Genomic DNA, 17,926 nt, shown 5'->3' with positions numbered 1-17,926 from the left:
GATCTTTCAAAGGCAATGGGGAGTTCCCCGGCCTTATTCATTCGTTCTCCTTGTTCTCCAAAAGCTTGGCCAGGACTGCGAGCCGCGGGTCCACTTCCTTTTTGCAGGAGCAGGGGCCGAGGTTCAGATCAGCACCACACCGTGGGCACAATCCCTTACAATCTTCCGAACACAATGTTTTGGTATCCATTCCAAGGACAAATGCCGTACGGGCCAGGTCGCCCACATCCGCCTTTCCATCCTCCAGCACCACGATCTCGTCATTCTCCTCATTCTGGAGCTCCTCTGCCAAAAGACAGCCGTATGAGATCTCCTTCTCCTGGGAAAACGCCTTGCCGCAGCGGTCACAGACCGCATCCAAGGTTGTCCTGGCCGTCAGCTCTAACTCCAGCACATCTGCGGTGTTGCGCACACTGCCCTCCACAGCGACGGGACGGCTCACCGGATATCGCCCTCCAAACTCCATACCTGAGAGATCCATCTCAAATTGAAAGCTCAGGCTTTTACCCGGCGTGTGCAAAATGGATTTTACGTCTAAAAGCATAATCTACCTCGCAATGACACGAGTAGTATTATAAGGGATTCAGAACTCGTTGTCAAACAATTTTTTCAAATTTCTGCTACTTTTTCGCAGATGCCGTTCTCTCTCCTCCGCTGGCAAAGTTTGGAACTGCCAGCAGAAATCTTTCCTCCGCTCCGCTTTACAACTGTCGGGGAAACGGGTATGATAGATGGTAGTTATCATACCATCTCTGGAGGGCCTCTATGCGGGAATTTACCATTGGAAAAAATGATGCCGGGCAGCGGTTGGACCGTTTTGTCGCCAAAAATCTGCCGCTGCTTCCGCCAGCTCTGCTGCAAAAGTACATCCGCCTCAAACGGATTAAAGTGAACGGACGCGGCTCCAAGCGGGATGTCCGGTTGGAAAGCGGCGATATTTTACAATTATATATCAACGATGAGTTTTTTGACAAGCCCTCAGAGGAAAATCTATTTCTGACGCTCTTTCAGCCAAAGCTGACCATTGTGTATGAGGATGAAAATCTTCTTCTGGTGGATAAGCGGCCCGGCATAGTGGTCCATGCCGACGAGACGGAGAAGGTCAACACCCTCATCAATCACATTCAGGCATATCTTTACCAAAAACGGGAATGGAATCCAAAATGGGAGCACGCCTTCGCCCCTGCCCTCTGTAACCGGATTGACCGGAACACCGGCGGGATTGTGATTGCCGCCAAAAATGCAGAGACACTGCGGATCATGAATGAAAAGATCAAGTCCCATGAGGTGGAAAAGTCCTACCTCTGCATTACGGTAGGTCATCCGCGCCCTGCTGAGGGGAAAATTGAGGGATTTCTTTTGAAGGATGAGGCAAAGAAGGAAGTCTCCTTCTACCACAGACCGATTCCAGGCGGGAAAACGGCTGTGACGCTATACAAGACCATGGAGTCCCGTGGCCCTCTCTCTTTGGTGGAGTGCCGCCTCCTCACAGGGCGAACCCACCAGATCCGCGTCTCCATGGCGGAAATCGGGTGCCCGCTTTTGGGCGACGGCAAGTATGGAAACGGTGCCGTTAACCGGCAGTACCACGAAACCCGCCAGGCCCTTTATTCCTACAAGCTCTCCTTCTCTTTTCCAACAGACGCCGGCGTTTTGAATTATCTCCGCGGCCGGGAATTCACTGTGGAAGAGGTCCCATTTCAGGAGAAGTATTTCCCACGCCTCTAAACGGCCCTTTTCCTTGCTGAATAAGGTATTTTACCCGCAATTCCCTTGACATTTTCAGGCAGTTCCGATATATTTTATAATTGCTGAATTTCGACGAGAAAGGTTCCCCCTCAACAGAGAAAAGAGGCTTTCATAATGATTTCAAAAACATGGATGAAATGGGGGAGGATGTATTGTCCAAAGAGTTGATTCGCCTGCAGGATCTCTGCATGGCGTACGACGACGAGCTTGTTCTCGATCACTTAAATTTATGTATTCATGATAAGGAATTCCTCACACTGCTTGGACCCAGTGGGTGCGGCAAGACCACCACACTGCGGATGATCGGCGGCTTCGCGACACCTACGTCCGGAGACGTCCTGTTTGACGGTGTGAGGATTAATGACGTTCCGCCCCATCAGCGGCAGATCAACACGGTGTTCCAAAAGTATGCCCTGTTTCCGCATCTGAACGTCTACGAAAACATTGCCTTCGGTCTGCGGATGCAGAGACGTCCGGATCCGAAGGATCCCACCGGCAAGCGCAAGGTAAAAATCCCCGAGGAGGAAATTCACGATCGGGTGATGGAGATGCTGGGCGTCATCAGTCTCAAGGGCTTTGAGCACCGCAAGCCGGATGCGCTCTCCGGCGGGCAGCAGCAGCGCGTTGCCATTGCAAGAGCGCTGATAAACAGGCCCAAGGTACTGCTCCTGGACGAACCTCTTGGCGCCCTGGATCTGAAGCTCCGCAAGGATATGCAGATCGAGCTGAAGCGTATCCAGCAGCAGGTGGGCATTACCTTCATCTATGTGACCCACGACCAGGAGGAGGCCCTGACCATGTCCGACACCATTGTGGTAATGGATAAGGGCACCGTTCAGCAAATCGGCACGCCTGAGGATATTTACAACGAGCCGAAGAACGCCTTTGTGGCGGATTTCATCGGTGAGTCCAATATTATTGACGGCGTGATGGTCCGGGATAACCTGGTGAAGATGTACGGCAAGGAATTCCCCTGCCTGGATGGCGGCTTTACAGAAAATGAGCCGGTGGATGTGGTCATCCGCCCCGAAGATATCGACATTGTCCCCGTGGAGCAGGGCCAGCTGGTGGGCACAGTCACCAACGTGACCTTCAAGGGCCTGCAGTACGATATCATTGTGGACTTCAAGGGCTTCAAATGGTTGATTCAAACCACGGATCACTCTCCTGGAGGCGCTAAAATCGGCATCAAAATTGATCCAGACGGCATCCATATTATGAAAAAAAGCGCATACTCCGGAATGTTCGGCGATTACTCCTCCTTCTCTGAAGAGTACGATGAATTGGACGATGCCAGCATCGAGCTGGACGAGGAGGAGAGCGGGGATGAAGAATAAGCTCTCTTTTTTCGCGTTTCCCTATGTGGTATGGATGGCCCTGTTTGTGGTAGCCCCCATTCTCATGGTGGTGGTCTATGCCTTCTCCTCTGCCGACGGAGGCTTCACATTTGAGAACTTTACCCGCATGGGCACCTATGCCGTGGTATTCGGTCGCTCCTTCAAGCTGGCCACTATCGCTACTGTCATCTGTGTAGCCATCGGTTATCCCGTGTCCTATATGATGGCCAAGGAGGGCCTCCGCTTTCAGCGGGTGGCCATGGTGCTTATCATGCTGCCCATGTGGATGAATTTCCTGCTGCGGACTTATTCCTGGATGACGCTTCTGGAGAACAATGGCCTTTTGAACCAGTTGTTTCAAAAAATAGGGATTATCGCGCTGTACAACAGTATCTTTGGGACGAATCTTCAATTTTTCCGGATGATCAATACTCAAGGTGCCGTGGTGCTGGGCATGGTTTACAACTATCTCCCCTTCATGATCCTGCCTATTTACTCCGTTATCGTCAAGCTGGATCACTCTCTTCTGGAGGCAGCCAGGGACCTTGGCGCCAACTCCTTCCATGTTTTTCAGCGGGTCATCCTGCCCCTCTCCCTCCCCGGTGTGCTCTCTGGCATCACCATGGTGTTCGTCCCCTCGGTTTCCACCTTTGCCATCAGCACCATGCTGGGCGGCGGAACGGAGCTTTTGCTGGGCGATTTGATTGAGCGGCAATTCCTGGGCGGAGCTTACAATCCCCAGTTGGGTGCAGCCATTTCCCTCGTCATGATGATCATTGTGGTCATCTGCATGGTCGTCATGAACCGCTTCGGTGAGGGTGAGGAACAGGCGGTGATGCTATGAAACGGCGTAATTCCATTGGAAGCAGGCTTTTTATGGCGTTGGTGTTTTTGTTTCTGTACGCCCCCATTTTTGTGCTGATCGTCTTCTCTTTCAACGCCGGCACCAGCTCCTCCGTCTGGAAAGGCTTTTCCCTGGAGTGGTATGGAAAACTGCTGAGCAACCGCCTCATCATTCAAAGCCTGTCCACCACGCTTCTGGTGTCCTTCCTGGCCACGGTTATCGCCACCATTGCCGGCACTTTTGCTGCCATCGGCTTTTTTGCTATGCGGCGGCGGGTCCGGGAGCCGCTGATGACGGTCAATAATATTCCGATGATGAACGCGGATATTGTGACTGGTGTCTCCATGTGCCTGTTCTTTGTGGCCTTTTTCAACGGTTGGGGAGCATTTGCCTCCTGGTTCAACACGCTGGGACTGTTCCAGCTCCCCACCCGGCTGACCATGGGCTTCGGCACATTGCTGATTGCGCATGTCACCTTCAACATCCCCTATGTCATTTTGTCCGTGGGCCCCAAGCTGCGGCAAATGGACAAAAATCTGGTGGACGCAGCCCAGGATCTGGGCTGCACCTGGATGCAGGCCTTCTGGAAAGTCATCATCCCCGAGATTAAGCCCGGCATCGTCTCAGGCGCGCTGACAGCCTTTACCATGAGTATTGACGATTTTATCATCAGCTACTTCACGGCCGGTTCCTCAGCCTCTACCCTGGCGATGACAATCTACGGCATGACCAAAAAGCGGGTCAGCCCGCAAATCAACGCCATTTCCACCCTGCTGTTTGTCACCGTGCTGACGCTGCTGGCCATCGTCAACATCCGGGAGGCCCGGCAGGAGAAAGCCGCCTTGCGCCGGCGGACGTAATCTTTTGATTTCCTGACTCCTGAGGAGTCTTGAAATACGATTAACAATATATTGGAGGAATGATCAATTGAAAAAAACAGTAGCCTGTGCCATTTTGATGGCCCTGTTCCTGACCGGATGCGGCGGAAACGCCACCTCTCAAAACGGTGAGAGCACCGGCGGCAGTGACGGCGGCGGCAAGCGCGTTGTGAACGTGTGCAGCTGGGGTGAATATATTGACGAGGACTTGATCTATCAATTCGAGGACGAGACCGGCATTGAAGTCAATTACCAGACCGCAGAGAGCAACGAGGCCCTGTATTCCCTGCTGAAAACAGGCGCTGGAGATTTCGACGTTATCGTCCCATCTGACTATATGATTGCGCGTTTAATCAAAGAAGGTATGCTGGCGGAGCTGAACTACGACAATATTCCCAACTATGCCCTGATTGACGACCAGTACAAGGGACTGAGCTTTGACCCGGAGAATAAGTATACGGTTCCTTACACCTGGGGCACCTTGGGCATCATTTACAACTCCACCATGGTGGAGGATCCCATCACCAGCTGGGACGCCATGTTTGACGAGCGGTATGCAGGAGATATCCTGATGATCAACAACTCCCGTGATGCTTTGGGCGCCGCCCTTTTGGATCTGGGTTACTCCCTGAATACCACCGACGAGGCCCAGATTCGGGAGGCCTATCAGCTGCTGGCGGATGCGAAGGAGAAAGGCGTGTACCAGGCCTTTGTTATGGACCAGGTATTCCAGAAGATGGAGGGCGGAAATGCTGCCATTGCCATGTACTACGCCGGCGACTACCTGACCATGCTGGAGAACAACCCGGATCTCAAATATGTGGTGCCGGATGAGGGATCCAATTGGTTTGTGGATGCCATGTGTGTACTGAAGGACGCACAGCACAAAGAGGAGGCTGAGGCTTGGATCAATTTCATTGCCTCCACAGATGCCAACCTGCGGAACATGGACTATATCTGGTACGCCTCCCCCAATACTGAGGCATTGGAGCAGTATCCCTCCTATTACGAGGAAACCTACGGCGAGCCGCTTGACAGCGAGCTGTACGAGATCATGGCCGCTCCCCAGAGTGTTCTGGATCGTTGCGAGGTCTATGAAAATCTGCCGGACGAGACGTTGACGCTGTACAATGACTTGTGGACAGAACTTGGAATTTGAATCCAGAAGGCCGGTGCCAAACAGCATCGGCCTTTTCTCTTGCCAAGTTCGGGAAAATCATGTAAACTGAGCGGGAACATACAAAGGAGGATTTCCCTATGATTTTGATTGGAACCAAGTGTCAGATAGAGCAGACCGTGACAGATGAATTGACCGCTGCCACCATCGGCTCCGGTGCCCTTCCGGTATTCGGCACCCCCTATCTGTGCGCCATGATGGAGAACGCCGCCATGACCTGTCTGCAGACTTTTTTAGAGGGAGAACAGGGCAGCGTAGGCACCCATCTGGACGTCAGTCATGACGCCCCAACACCCATAGGTATGACTGTCTGGGCGGAGGCAGAGATTACGGCCGTGTCTGAAAACGGGAAAATGGTTGACTTTGCCGTAAAAGCCTGGGACGAGAAAGGCCCCATCGGCGCAGGCACGCACACCAGAGCTGTCATCAAAAGCGAAAAGTTCCTGGCAAAATGCAACGCGAAGTTGGAAAAGTAAAGAAAAAGGACTGCGTTCAAGAGAACGCAGTCCTTTTTTACCCGAAAATGCACTTGTCCCATACAGGATAAAAAGCGTCCTATCCTGATCCCAGTGGTCGGACGCCTTTTAAAACAGCGTCATTTGGCTGGTTTCCGCCATCCCGGCAAAGGCTCCCAAGGCTTTCAGCTGCTCGATATGAGTTTTGGAGAGCTTATTGCAGCACATGGCAAACTCCTCAATGGAGACAAAGCTTTTCCCTTTCCGCTTCTCCACTGTGTCAATGGCCGCTGACTCGCCCAATCCGTGAACTGACACAAACGGAGGCAGAAGCCCTTTTTCCGTTACTTTGAACTTGGTGGCCTCAGACTCGTAAATATTGATGGTGTCAAAGTGGAACCCCCGAAGGTAGAACTCATAGCAAACCTCCAATGTAGTCAGCAGGTTCTGCTCCACTGCGGTGGCATCCTTGTTATTTTCAATCTCCCGAATCTTCCGTTTCACCGCATCCATACCGGCACAGCAGAACTCCGCGTCAAAGGCCTTTGCCCGGATAGAGAAAAAGGTCGCATAGAAAGCCAGCGGCTCATGAACCTTGAACCAGGCGATGCGAAAGGCCATCATCACGTAGGCCACTGCGTGGGCCTTCGGAAACAGGTAACCGATTTTTGCCAGAGACTCAATGTACCACTCCGGCACATCGTGCTCCCGCATAGCCTCTACCCAGCCTTCGTCAAAGCCGCCTTTCTTCACCTTGCCCTTTCGGACCTTCTCCATGATTTTAAAGCTCATCTTGGGATCCAGGCCCTTTGATATCAGGTACAGCATGATGTCGTCACGGCAGCCCACTGTTTCCAAAACGCTGGCTGTACCGCCCACGATCAGTTCCCGGGCATTGCCCAGCCACACATCCGTGCCGTGGGAAAATCCGGAGAGCCGCACCAGGGTGTTGAAGTCCTTTGGCTGGGTATCCACCAGCATCTGACGGGTGAACCGGGTGTTGAATTCCGGAATGGCTACGGCGCCAGTTGGGCCCAGCAACTCGTCATTTTCGTACCCAAGCACCTTGCTGGACGTGAAGATGGACATGGTGTCCGGGTCGTCCAGCGGGATGTCGTGGGGATCCACGCCGGTCAAGTCCTGCATCATGCGGACCATGGTGGGGTCATCATGTCCCAGCATGTCCAGCTTCAGAAGATTTGCCTCCATGGAGTGATATTCAAAATGTGTTGTAATGGTGTCAGAGTCATCGGCATCCGCGGGATGCTGGACGGGGCAGAAGTCCTCCATATCCATGTCGTCCGGGACAACTACCAGGCCGCCAGGGTGCTGGCCAGTGGTACGCCGTGCACCGACGCATCCCAAGGTCAGACGGTTCTCCTCCGCCCTGCCGGCCACCATGCCGTTCTCCTCCAGGTACTTCTTCACAAAGCCATAGGCGGTTTTCTCCGCCAGGGTACCGATGGTGCCCGCCCGGAACACCTGCGTCTCGCCGAACATCTCAATGGCGTGGCGGTGGGCCCGGGCCTGATACTCGCCGGAGAAGTTCAAATCGATATCCGGAACCTTGCCGCCGCCAAAGCCCAAAAAGGTCTCAAAGGGAATGTCAAATCCGTCCTTTTCGTACTTTGTTCCGCACTTCGGGCAGATCTTATCCGGCATATCAGCACCGCAGCCATAGGAACCGTCCATAATGAACTCCGTGTGCTTGCAGTTTGGGCAACGGTAGTGGGGCGGCAGGGAGTTCACCTCCGTAATGCCGGACATATAGGCCACCAGTGACGATCCAACCGACCCTCTGGAGCCCACCAGATAGCCATTTTCCAAAGAGCGCTGCACTAATTTCTGGGCGGACATGTACACCACGTCATACTTGCCCAGAATGCCTCCCAGCTCCACATTCAGCCGGTCTATAATCAGCTGGGGCGGGTTCTCCCCATACAGTCTGTGAACCTTCTCCCACACCAGGCGGTTCAGATCCTCTTCTGAGTTGGCCAGACGCGGGGGAAACAGATCCGGAGGGAGGAGTTCAAAGGTTTCCACCATGTCCGCAATCGCCCTGGTGTTGGTGACCACCACCTCATAGGCCTTCTCCTCCCCCAGATACCGGAATTCCTCCAGCATCTCGTCGGTGGTCTTGAAGTAGATGGGCAACGGTGCGTTGGCATCCGGAAACTTCTTGGAGGCCAGCAGAATGCGGCGGTATACCTCGTCCTCTGGCTCCCGGAAGTGGACGTCACCAGTGGCGCAGACGGGTTTTCCAAGCTCCTCGCCCAATCGGACGATGGTACGGTTGAATTCCCGCAGCTCCTCCTCACTCTGGATGTCCCCGTTGCGCAGCATAAAGGCATTGTTGCAGAGGGGCTGGATTTCCAGATAGTCATAGAAGGAGGCGATGCGCTTTAGCTCGTCCCAATCCTTGTGGTCCGCCACCGCCCGGAATAACTCGCCAGCCTCACAGGCGGATCCGACGATGATACCCTCCCGGTGCTCCTTCAGAAGGCTCTTGGGGATGGTGGGCACCCGCTTGAAATACTTCAGGTTGGAGGCAGAAATCATCTGATAGAGATTCTTCAGCCCCACCTTATTTTTGGCAATCAGAATAATGTGTTTTGGAAAGCGGTTGGTCTTACTGCCCAACGGACGCAGCTTCTCCATCTCCCCATTCACTGCCTGAAGGGTGTGGATGCCCTTGTCATGGAGCATCTTCCAGAACGGAATCAGCATATAGCCCACCGTGGCAGCGTCATCGCTGGCCCGGTGGTGGTTGAAAGCGGGCAGATCCAGTTCCTCTGCCACGATATCCAGCTTATACTTATGCAGATGCGGCAGCAGATTCTGAGCCAGAATCAAGGAGTCCACGTAGGTGGGGTTAAAAGCCAGCCCCACCTTTTTGCAGCCCGCCCGAATGAAGCCGATATCGAACTCTGCGTTGTGTGCTGCCAGAGGCCGGCCGTTTACAAATTTCAAAAACTCCGTCAGGGCCTCTTTGAGCTGAGGGGCGTCTTTGAGCATCTCATCGGTGATCCCAGTCAGGCCGATGATCTCTGGAGTCAGGCGGCGATTGGGATTCACAAAGGTCTGAAACCGCTCCGCGATTTCTCCGTTTTTCAGCACCACTGCGCCGATTTCCGTAATGGCCTCCCGGTCCACCTTCAATCCGGTAGTCTCGATGTCAAAGCACACAAACTCATCGTCCAGACCGCAGTCCTGCGTACCGTGAACCGCCACCCGATCGTCAATATTATTGACAAAATACCCCTCCACACCGTAGAGGATTTTAATCTTGTCCCCCGCAGCATGCCAGGCATCCGGGAAGGACTGGGCAACACCGTGATCCGTGATGGCAATGGCAGGGTGTCCCCAGCGGATGGCTTCCTGTACCACTTCCTTCGTGTCCGTCAGAGCGTCCATGTTGCTCATCTTTGTATGTAGGTGCAGTTCCACCCGCTTCTCTTTTGCAGTGTCCTGGCGCTCCTCATGGGTAATCACGTTGATATGATAGGGATTCAGCTGGATATCCTTGCCGTCCCAGGTGGGTTCCATTTTTCCCTGGACGCACAGCCACATGCCGGGCTTGATAGCTCCCTCCAGTGTCTGGGCCTCCTTGGTGGTCAGATTCTTTTGAACGGTAACGGAGTTGGTATAGTCCGTCATGTCAAAGCTCAGCCGCCACATACCAGGGCGCCGGGTCTCCCGGCATTCAAAAGCAAAGACCTTTCCTGCCACGGTGGCGCTACCCATCTTCAAATCTAAATCCTTCATGGGACCCGGCCGGGTCTTAATGGGCTTGCCCATCAGGATTTTGGAGACAGCCGCCTTCTTCTCCCCCGCCGCCGGGGCAGAAGCCACCGGAGCGGACAGGGAAACTGGTGCCGTTGGTGCCTTGCAGGTAAGCGTAATTTCCACCTGGCGGAATCCGTAGACAGCGGTGATCATCCGCTTCAGATCCTCCAGATCCTCCTCCGCCATCTGTGTTCGGACCGTCAGCTGCAGCGCCATGGTCATCTGCCCTTGGTCAATGCTGGCGCCGGTCAGGACAGCACCGGCCAGCTTTAGCCGCAGCTCTCCGGAGAGCTGCAGCTCTGTAAACATTTCAAAAAATGGGATATCTTTCGACATGGTTTCCTCTCTGCTCTTCAATGGGATATTGCACCGTTACAGCTTTGGCCATTTGGAAGGATCGTGGAGACGGTAAAGCATCACTGCCAAAATGGTTATCCTGCCAATGTACTTCGCCCTGCCGCATTTCCAAATACAGCTGTATCAAAAAAAGCGCCAAAACAACCGTCCAAAACAACAAATTTCTTTGCGGGCGATTCATTCCGCACTCCCCCCGGTCCCCCAAAGCGTTCTTACAGCCGTTCAATCTCCTCCAACAGTTTATCCACAAGCCGCTCCTGCGGAACCTTGTAAAGGATTTTTCCTTTTCGGAAAATCAATCCCTCACCCTTACCGCCGGCGATACCAATATCGGCTGCAGCAGCCTCTCCTGGGCCGTTGACCGCACATCCCATGACTGCTACGGTGATGTTCTTAGTACAGTTCGCCAGCCGCCGCTCCACTTCCTCCGCCATGGGGATTAAATCAATGCGGGTGCGGCCGCAGGTGGGGCAGGCAATCAGGTTCACATCCTCTTTTCGCAGCCCCGCCGCCTTCAAAATTTTCTTGGCGGCATAGATCTCCTCCACCGGGTCCGCCGTCAGCGTCACCCGGATGGTGTCTCCAATGCCCATGCACAGCAGACCTCCGATGCCTATGGCGGACTTCACCAGTCCCATAGAGGGCGTCCCCGCCTCTGTAACGCCCAGATGCAGCGGGTAGTCCGTCCGCTCCGAGAGAAGGCGGTAAGCTGCCATGGTCAGCGGCACGTCGGAGCATTTCACGGAGATCGCAATGTCGTCAAAGTCGAACCTGTTCAGCAGGGCCGCATGGCCCATGGCGCTCTCCACCAAAGCCTCGGCAGTGACGCCTCCATATTTCGCCCGCAGCTCCTTTTCCAGCGATCCGCCGTTGACGCCGATGCGGATGGGAATTCCCTTTTGGCGGCAGATGTCCGCCACGGCCTTCACCTTTTCCTCCCCGCCGATATTGCCTGGGTTGATGCGGATGGCGTCAATTCCCCGCTGGGCGCATTCCAGGGCAAATTTGTAGTTGAAGTGGATGTCGGCGATCAACGGGATTCCAATCTGCTCCTTGATGCGATCCACTGCCTCCGCCGCCGCCTGATCCGGAATGGCCACCCGGATGATCTCACATCCAGCGGCCTCCAGTGCCTTGATCTGTGCCACAGTAGCGGCCACATCATCCGTTTTCGTATTGCACATGGACTGGATGGACACCGGGGCGCCGCCGCCCACAGCCACCTTCCCTACCAGCAGTTGTTTTGTCATTCTTATGCCTCCCGTCACTGAAACAGCTTAAACACATCATGGAATGTCACAATCAGCATAAAGCCCATCAGAATGACGAATCCCGCCGTATTCACCACAGCCTCATACCGCTCCGGAATCCGTTTGCGGAACAGCTTCATAGAAACCGTGTCCAGCGTCAGAAACAGAATCTTACCTCCATCCAGCGCAGGAATGGGCAGCATATTCATCACAGCCAGATTCACTGCCAGCATGGCGGCAAAATAGGCAATGTTCTCCACCGCGGCCCCAACACTCTCGGAGGCTGTGCCAACTTCGGTAATCGTGGAAACAATGCCCACCGGCCCGCTCAGATCTTTCATGCCCGCCTCGCCGGAGAGCAGCATCTGCAGGCTGAGCCTCACCACTCGGATAAAATCCACTGTGTTCAGCCAGGTGTTCTTCAGTCTGCCGCCCAGAGTGGCAGGCTCCACATTGCCAAAATACAACCCCACGCCGGTATACTTGCTGACACCGTCGGTGGAAGTATACTCCTGTCTAGGCAGAGAGACATTCTCCAGCGACATTTTTTCCCCGTCCCTCAGTACCACCAGATCGAACACACCCGTTCGATTCAGCCCCAGCAGCAAGCTGATGTCACTGTATAGATATACCCGTTCCCCATCAATGGACCACAGCTCGTCTCCAGCCTGCAGGCCGTCCGTCCCACGCTGCTGCAGTTCCGGCGCAAAATTCACAATCTCTGCTGTGTAAAAGCCAGACGCACTGCTGTACAGGACAAGAATGATCAAAAAGCCAGCCAGCAGGTTCATGAAAGAGCCGGCCGCAAAAATCAGCAGCTGCTTCCAAAAGCTCTGACGCACCAGCGCCCGGTCATCTCCGGAATCCTCGTCCTCCCCCTCCATGGCACAATATCCGCCCACAGGCAAGGCCCGCAGGGCATACAGGGTCTCTCCCCGCTGCCGGCTCCAAATAGCCGGGCCCATGCCGATGGAAAATTCGTTGACACGCACGCCACAAAGCTTCGCCGTGATAAAATGGCCAAGTTCGTGGACTGCCACCAGCACGCCGAAAATCAAAACTGCCGCCAGGATATATACGAATGTCATGCAAAAACTCCTATAATTGCGATTTTTCCAGCACGCTCCGCCTGGCGGCGGCGTCCGCTGCCAGGATTTCCTCCAGCGTCGGATTCGGGCAGACGGGTACCGCCGCCCTGGCCTCAGCCACCAGCCGGGGAATATCGTGAAATCCGATGCGATCCGCCAGGAACAGACGCACGGCCTCCTCGTTGGCACCGTTCAAAACAGCGCAGGCGGTCCCGCCCTCCAGGGCCGCCTCCTCCGCCAGACGCAGACAGGGAAACGCTCCCCGGTCCGGCGCCGAAAAAGTCAGCGGCGGGCACGTCAGCAAGTCCAGCGGTTCGGCCGGGTTTTCTCCCCGGTTGGGGTACGTCATGGCATAGCGGATCGGCAGCCGCATATCCGGCGTGCCCAACTGTGCCAGCACCGCCCCATCCCGGAACTCCACCAGAGAGTGGATAATACTCTGCCGATGAACCACCACGCTCACCTGCTCCAATGGCAAACGGTAGAGACGCATGGCCTCAATAACCTCCAGCCCCTTGTTCATCAAGGTTGCACAGTCCACCGTGATTTTGGGTCCCATCTTCCAATTGGGATGCTTCAGCGCATCCGCCTTGGTCATTTTGCCCACTTCCCCGTAGGTCATGCCATAGAAAGGCCCGCCTGAGCAGGTGAGAATCAGCCGCTTGATCTCCCGCCGGTCCGCACATCCCTGCAGGCACTGAAAAATGGCGGAGTGCTCGGAGTCCACCGGCACAATCTCCGCGCCGGATGCCTCCGCCGCATCCATCACCAGCTGCCCGGCACATACCAGTGTCTCCTTATTGGCCAGAGCGATGCGCTTTTTCTCCCGAATGGCGGCCAGGGTCGGCCGCAGCCCCACCATTCCCACCACGGCGGTCACCACAGTGTCGGCCTCAGGAATTGTGGCAGCCTCTTTCAATGCGTCAAAGCCGCCGCAGACGCGGGTATCCATATCTGCCAGGCGCACGGCCAAATCCCGGGCTGCTGCCTCGTTGGTCATCACAGCCAAGCGGGGGTGGAATCTCCGCACCTGCTCTTCCATCCGGTCCACACTGGAATGGGCAGTCAGCGCCGCCACCTGCAGCCCAAGCTGTTCCGCCACGTCCAGGGTCTGGCGGCCAATAGATCCGGTGGAGCCAAGAATTGAAATTGTTTTGCTCATAACATGCCCTCGGCCACGTACAAATATATGACAGGTGCGATAAACATAGAAGAATCAAAGCGATCCAGCATTCCGCCGTGGGTCAAAAAGAGGTGGCTGTAATCCTTCACTCCCGCCTCCCGTTTGATGAGGGACATGGAGAGATCCCCCAGCTGCCCCAGCACGTTGGCGGCGATACCCGCTTCCACCAGATACCGGTAATTCGGCTCATAGCCAAGCCATTTGCTGCCGATAAAACCAAGCACCACAAGACCCAAAACGCCGCCGACCACGCCTGAAACCGCCCCCGACCATGTCTTGTGGGGGCTGACCCGGGGGGACATCTTCGGCCCCTTCAAGAGCATCCCGCCATACATGGCAAAGGCATCACCGAGAAAGGCCACCGCAAATGGAGCCAGCACATATAGTTTCCCATAGTCGGGCTGCATCCGCAGCAGGAAAATGCAGCTGTACATCATGGGGAACACAATACCGCCCATGACGGCGATGCAAAGATCTGTGAAGGGGATGGTCAGTTCCTTTTCATAGGCGCGTACCGCCGCAAGGAAGAGGATCATCACAAAGGCCAGCGGCAAAATCCAAAGCCGGTCAATAGGCGCCCCTTCTTGGCTTCCATAGGTGACGAGGCCAACTGCTGTGCTCCACTTTCGCTCGTCATAAACCACCCAGCTCTGCCCCACCGCCGCCAGCATGGTGAACACGCAGACCGCCTTCGGCACGTTCTTTCCTGCCACGTGAAGCAGTTCGTAAGCAGCGATTGCCGAAATTCCGCAGACCAGCAGCATGGTCGCCCAGCTGGGACAGGCCAGCAAAACCAACAGCATCAGCGGCAGTCCAACTACCACCACCAGCCATCTCTGTTTCATGCAACCGTCCTCCCAAGTCTTTATTTCTTTACGCCGCCGAACCGGCGGTCCCGTTTCTGATAGGCTGCAATGGCACGATCCAACTCCGCCTCGTCAAAGTCCGGCCATAGCGCATCGGTGAAATAAAACTCCGAATACGCGCACTGCCACAGCAGAAAATTGCTGAGACGCAGTTCTCCGCTTGGGCGGATGATGAGATCCGGATCCGGGATTCCCCGGGTATCCAGATAGGAGGAAAACAATGCATCGTCCAGCTCCTCCGGCGTTCGCTCCCCTGCGGCGCAGTCGGCAGCAAACTGCCGTACCGCCCGCAAAATCTCATCCCGGCCGCCGTAGTTCAGACATACGTTTGCCTGGAAGTCATCTATGGAAAGATGCTCCGTAATCTCATCCGTCTCCCTGGCCAGCGCCCGCAGCTCCGGAGAAATCGGGCTCATGTCCCCAAGGAAGTGAAGGCGGATATGATCCCGCTCCATGGTGTCAACCGCCTCCAGCAGGTACTTCTTCAAAAGTGCCATAATGGCCCCGACCTCATCCGCGGAGCGCTTCCAGTTCTCCGTAGAAAAGGCATACACCGTCAGGTACTGTATGCCGATATTTTTGCAATAGGTTGCGATACGGCGGAAGGTCTCGGCCCCCGCCTTGTGGCCGGCGGTCCGGGGCAGGCCCCGCCTTGTGGCCCAACGGCCGTTGCCGTCCATAATAATAGCGATGTGGCGAGGCAGACGAACCGCCTGCCCCGCCGTATCGTTGGTTTTGATCATATCCGTCATCAGACCGCCATCAATTCCTTTTCTTTTTTGGCCAGCAGCTCGTCCAGCTTCTTGCAGCTGTCATCGGTCAGCTTCTGCAAGTCCTTCTCGGCCTGCTTCAGGTCATCTTCTGTAATCTCAGAAGCCTTTTCTTTTTTCTTGAATACCTCCATGGCATCCCGGCGGATATTCCGTACCGCCACCTTGCCATTTTCCGCATACTTATGGATCTGCTTTACCAGCTCCTTACGGCGTTCCTCCGTCAGCTGCGGGAATGACAAGCGAATACACTTGCCATCATTTTGAGGGTTGATACCAAGATCAGAGTTTTGAATTGCCTTCTCAATGGACTTCAGCGCTGTTCCGTCCCACGGCTGAATTACCAGTGCCCGTGGATCCGGAGAGGAGATGGCCGCAATCTGCTGAATGGGCGTGGGACTGCCGTAATAGTCCACCATAATGCGATCCAATACGGAGGCGTTGGCCCTGCCTGCACGGACGGAACCAAAGTCCGCAGCCACAGAGTCAATGCTTTTTCTCATCTTCTCCTCATAAATTTTGTAGTCATCCTTCAACATCGTGGTGTTCCTTCCTTTCATCATGCTGTTCTCGGGATATGGAAACGCGCCGTTCCGGCGCTTAACGCCCGTTATTCCTGTACGATGGTACCCACCTTCTCGCCGCATAGTGCCCGGATGATATTTTGGGGATCCTTCAGAGCAAACAGCAGAACGGGGATATGATTATCCATAGAGAGAGACGTGGCCGTGGAATCCATCACCATCAGATGCTGCGCCAGCACATCATCATAGGTGATGGTGTCATACTTCACCGCATTGGGATCCTTCACCGGATCCGCATTGTAGACACCATCCACATTCTTGGCCAGCAAAATGACATCGGCATTGATCTCCGCCGCCCGCAGGACAGCCGCCGTATCCGTGGAGAAAAACGGATTTCCGGTTCCGCAGCCAAAAATCACCACACGGCCCTTTTCCAGGTGCCGGATGGCTCTGGAGCGGATATAGGGCTCTGCAATGGAACGCATTTCAATGGCGGTCTGCACACGGACGGGGATTCCCTTCTGCTCGCACACATCGGCCACAGCCAGACAGTTCAGAACCGTCGCCAGCATCCCCATATGGTCGGCCCGGGTCCGTTCCATTTTTCCGCCGCCGTCCTTGACACCGCGCCAGAAGTTTCCGCCGCCTACCACAAGGCCCACCTGGACCCCCATATCCAAGCATTCATGAATCACATCACACACTTGGCCGATGACTTCGAAATCCAGGCCGGTGTGCTTGTCGCCGGCCAGTGCCTCTCCGCTGATTTTCAGCAGCACGCGCTTATAAACAGGTTTTTCCATCACAACGCCTCCGTTATTCGGAATCAAATTTATACGGATATATTCTATCGTATTTTTCTGCATTTGCATAGGGGGTAGCGAAGATTTTCCGCAAAAAAGCTGGACAGAGCTCTTTTCAGAAAGGCAGTGGGCTTCGTCTGTTTTCTCTCGGTATTCACTGAATTTTCAAGAGCCCCCCCTTCCGCAGCTGGAATCAAACCCAGAAATATCACTTCTGCATAAGCTGAAAGGGAACAGCGGCAGCCGTTCCCTTTTCTCAGCCTTCACAAGCAGCACTCAGCAGCCGCAAAAGCTCCTCCTTGCCGCTTCCCTTTTCCGCGGAAAACGGCACAAGCATGTCTTCCCCTCCCAGATCCAACGTCTCCCGAATCAGAGTAAGAGCAGGATCCACCTGGCTCTTCTTCAATTTGTCCAGCTTGTTGGCGACTACAATTTCCGGGCACCCGGTCTCCCGGAACCAAGTATGCATCGTGACGTCGTCTGCCGTTGGCTTATGGCGGATGTCCACAATTAGGACGCCGACCGTGATAAGATCTCCCTCATCTTGAAAGTAGCTCTCCATCAGCCGACCCCACCGGTCTTTCTCCGCCTTGGAAACCTTTGCATAGCCGTAGCCTGGCAAATCCACCAGATAGGCCCGCCTGTCCACCAAAAAGTAGTTTACCTGTGTGGTCTTTCCGGGAGAGGCCCCCACATAAGCCAAATTCTTCCGTCCTGCAAGACGGTTGATGACAGAGGATTTTCCCACGTTGGATCGGCCGGCAAAGGCAAACTGCGGCAGGCCGTCCCGCAGGAAGTGCTCTCTAGCGGCGGCAGAGCGGACAAATTCTGTTTTTGCAAAATTTAAGGACATGCATTC

17 protein-coding genes are annotated in these 17,926 nt (G+C 54.8%); 6 read left to right on the top strand and 11 right to left on the bottom strand.

The features are described from left to right. Positions 1–37: 37 nt before the first annotated feature. Positions 38–544, bottom strand: coding sequence for a YceD family protein (locus tag BMZ81_RS06935; RefSeq protein WP_091130208.1), 507 nt, complete (start codon positions 542–544; stop codon positions 38–40). A 221-nt stretch (positions 545–765) separates the two neighbouring features. Between BMZ81_RS06935 and BMZ81_RS06930 the strand changes: the two genes are divergently transcribed. From BMZ81_RS06930 to BMZ81_RS06905, 6 genes are all read left to right on the top strand, one after another. Further along, positions 766–1,728 (top strand): RluA family pseudouridine synthase, encoded by a 963-nt coding sequence (locus BMZ81_RS06930; protein ID WP_091130205.1) that lies wholly within the window; start codon positions 766–768, stop codon positions 1,726–1,728. A 173-nt stretch (positions 1,729–1,901) separates the two neighbouring features. Next, positions 1,902–3,086 carry an ABC transporter ATP-binding protein gene (locus tag BMZ81_RS06925; protein ID WP_091130375.1) on the top strand — a complete coding sequence of 395 codons (1,185 nt, stop codon included), beginning with the start codon at positions 1,902–1,904 and terminating at the stop codon, positions 3,084–3,086. Next, positions 3,076–3,930: an ABC transporter permease gene (locus BMZ81_RS06920; protein WP_091130203.1), complete on the top strand. Its 855-nt coding sequence runs from the start codon at positions 3,076–3,078 to the stop codon at positions 3,928–3,930. The genes BMZ81_RS06925 and BMZ81_RS06920 overlap by 11 nt, the downstream gene beginning before the upstream one ends. Beyond that, a complete protein-coding gene (locus BMZ81_RS06915; RefSeq protein WP_091130200.1) occupies positions 3,927–4,790 on the top strand; it encodes an ABC transporter permease in 864 nt (287 codons plus the stop codon). The genes BMZ81_RS06920 and BMZ81_RS06915 overlap by 4 nt, the downstream gene beginning before the upstream one ends. Before the next feature lie 67 nt (positions 4,791–4,857). After that, entirely contained in the window at positions 4,858–5,967 is a 1,110-nt protein-coding gene (locus BMZ81_RS06910; protein ID WP_242942583.1) for an ABC transporter substrate-binding protein, read from the top strand. A gap of 98 nt (positions 5,968–6,065) precedes the next feature. Then, positions 6,066–6,461, top strand: coding sequence for a thioesterase family protein (locus tag BMZ81_RS06905; protein ID WP_091130198.1), 396 nt, complete (start codon positions 6,066–6,068; stop codon positions 6,459–6,461). A gap of 108 nt (positions 6,462–6,569) precedes the next feature. Here the strand turns inward: BMZ81_RS06905 and BMZ81_RS06900 are convergent, their stop codons facing one another. The 10 genes from BMZ81_RS06900 to yihA form a co-directional block, all read right to left on the bottom strand. After that, the gene (locus tag BMZ81_RS06900; protein ID WP_091130196.1) at positions 6,570–10,562 is read right to left on the bottom strand and encodes a PolC-type DNA polymerase III; all 3,993 of its coding nucleotides are present in this window, start codon (positions 10,560–10,562) and stop codon (positions 6,570–6,572) included. Continuing rightward, positions 10,537–10,764, bottom strand: a complete 228-nt coding sequence (locus BMZ81_RS13890) for a hypothetical protein (protein ID WP_143072750.1) — start codon at positions 10,762–10,764, stop codon at positions 10,537–10,539. Before BMZ81_RS13890 ends, BMZ81_RS06900 begins: the two co-directional genes overlap by 26 nt. A gap of 31 nt (positions 10,765–10,795) precedes the next feature. Further along, positions 10,796–11,833 (bottom strand): flavodoxin-dependent (E)-4-hydroxy-3-methylbut-2-enyl-diphosphate synthase, encoded by a 1,038-nt coding sequence (gene ispG, locus BMZ81_RS06895; protein ID WP_091130194.1) that lies wholly within the window; start codon positions 11,831–11,833, stop codon positions 10,796–10,798. Between the two features lie 14 nt (positions 11,834–11,847). Further along, positions 11,848–12,921: a M50 family metallopeptidase gene (locus tag BMZ81_RS06890; RefSeq protein ID WP_091130191.1), complete on the bottom strand. Its 1,074-nt coding sequence runs from the start codon at positions 12,919–12,921 to the stop codon at positions 11,848–11,850. 10 nt (positions 12,922–12,931) lie between these two features. Then, positions 12,932–14,083, bottom strand: coding sequence for a 1-deoxy-D-xylulose-5-phosphate reductoisomerase (locus tag BMZ81_RS06885; RefSeq protein WP_091130190.1), 1,152 nt, complete (start codon positions 14,081–14,083; stop codon positions 12,932–12,934). Beyond that, positions 14,080–14,949: a phosphatidate cytidylyltransferase gene (locus BMZ81_RS06880; protein ID WP_091130187.1), complete on the bottom strand. Its 870-nt coding sequence runs from the start codon at positions 14,947–14,949 to the stop codon at positions 14,080–14,082. Before BMZ81_RS06880 ends, BMZ81_RS06885 begins: the two co-directional genes overlap by 4 nt. Positions 14,950–14,969: 20 nt before the next feature. Then, entirely contained in the window at positions 14,970–15,722 is a 753-nt protein-coding gene (locus BMZ81_RS06875) for an isoprenyl transferase (RefSeq protein ID WP_091130186.1), read from the bottom strand. Further along, complete coding sequence (frr, locus tag BMZ81_RS06870; protein ID WP_207645616.1) at positions 15,722–16,279, bottom strand: ribosome recycling factor; 558 nt, start codon at positions 16,277–16,279, stop codon at positions 15,722–15,724. Before frr ends, BMZ81_RS06875 begins: the two co-directional genes overlap by 1 nt. A 71-nt stretch (positions 16,280–16,350) precedes the next feature. Then, complete coding sequence (gene pyrH / locus BMZ81_RS06865) at positions 16,351–17,067, bottom strand: UMP kinase (RefSeq protein WP_091130183.1); 717 nt, start codon at positions 17,065–17,067, stop codon at positions 16,351–16,353. Between the two features lie 256 nt (positions 17,068–17,323). Beyond that, positions 17,324–17,920, bottom strand: a complete 597-nt coding sequence (gene yihA / locus BMZ81_RS06860; protein WP_091130182.1) for a ribosome biogenesis GTP-binding protein YihA/YsxC — start codon at positions 17,918–17,920, stop codon at positions 17,324–17,326. Between the last annotated feature and the right edge of the window lie 6 nt (positions 17,921–17,926).

Origin of the sequence: Oscillibacter sp. PC13 (assembly GCF_900115635.1) — a bacterium.
GTDB lineage: Bacteria > Bacillota > Clostridia > Oscillospirales > Oscillospiraceae > Oscillibacter.
This window is presented reverse-complemented; position numbering and strand designations above follow the sequence as displayed.

Excerpts from the sequence above, each read along its gene's own strand:
- BMZ81_RS06935 (WP_091130208.1), bottom strand. The coding sequence starts at position 544 with ATGCTTTTAGACGTAAAATCCATTTTGCACACGCCGGGTAAAAGCCTG.
- BMZ81_RS06930 (WP_091130205.1), top strand. The coding sequence starts at position 766 with ATGCGGGAATTTACCATTGGAAAAAATGATGCCGGGCAGCGGTTGGAC.
- BMZ81_RS06920 (WP_091130203.1), top strand. The coding sequence starts at position 3,076 with ATGAAGAATAAGCTCTCTTTTTTCGCGTTTCCCTATGTGGTATGGATG.
- BMZ81_RS06915 (WP_091130200.1), top strand. The coding sequence starts at position 3,927 with ATGAAACGGCGTAATTCCATTGGAAGCAGGCTTTTTATGGCGTTGGTG.
- BMZ81_RS06905 (WP_091130198.1), top strand. The coding sequence starts at position 6,066 with ATGATTTTGATTGGAACCAAGTGTCAGATAGAGCAGACCGTGACAGAT.
- BMZ81_RS06900 (WP_091130196.1), bottom strand. The coding sequence starts at position 10,562 with ATGTCGAAAGATATCCCATTTTTTGAAATGTTTACAGAGCTGCAGCTC.
- BMZ81_RS13890 (WP_143072750.1), bottom strand. The coding sequence starts at position 10,764 with ATGAATCGCCCGCAAAGAAATTTGTTGTTTTGGACGGTTGTTTTGGCG.
- ispG (WP_091130194.1), bottom strand. The coding sequence starts at position 11,833 with ATGACAAAACAACTGCTGGTAGGGAAGGTGGCTGTGGGCGGCGGCGCC.
- BMZ81_RS06890 (WP_091130191.1), bottom strand. The coding sequence starts at position 12,921 with ATGACATTCGTATATATCCTGGCGGCAGTTTTGATTTTCGGCGTGCTG.
- BMZ81_RS06885 (WP_091130190.1), bottom strand. The coding sequence starts at position 14,083 with ATGAGCAAAACAATTTCAATTCTTGGCTCCACCGGATCTATTGGCCGC.
- BMZ81_RS06880 (WP_091130187.1), bottom strand. The coding sequence starts at position 14,949 with ATGAAACAGAGATGGCTGGTGGTGGTAGTTGGACTGCCGCTGATGCTG.
- BMZ81_RS06875 (WP_091130186.1), bottom strand. The coding sequence starts at position 15,722 with ATGACGGATATGATCAAAACCAACGATACGGCGGGGCAGGCGGTTCGT.
- frr (WP_207645616.1), bottom strand. The coding sequence starts at position 16,279 with ATGTTGAAGGATGACTACAAAATTTATGAGGAGAAGATGAGAAAAAGC.
- pyrH (WP_091130183.1), bottom strand. The coding sequence starts at position 17,067 with ATGGAAAAACCTGTTTATAAGCGCGTGCTGCTGAAAATCAGCGGAGAG.
- yihA (WP_091130182.1), bottom strand. The coding sequence starts at position 17,920 with ATGTCCTTAAATTTTGCAAAAACAGAATTTGTCCGCTCTGCCGCCGCT.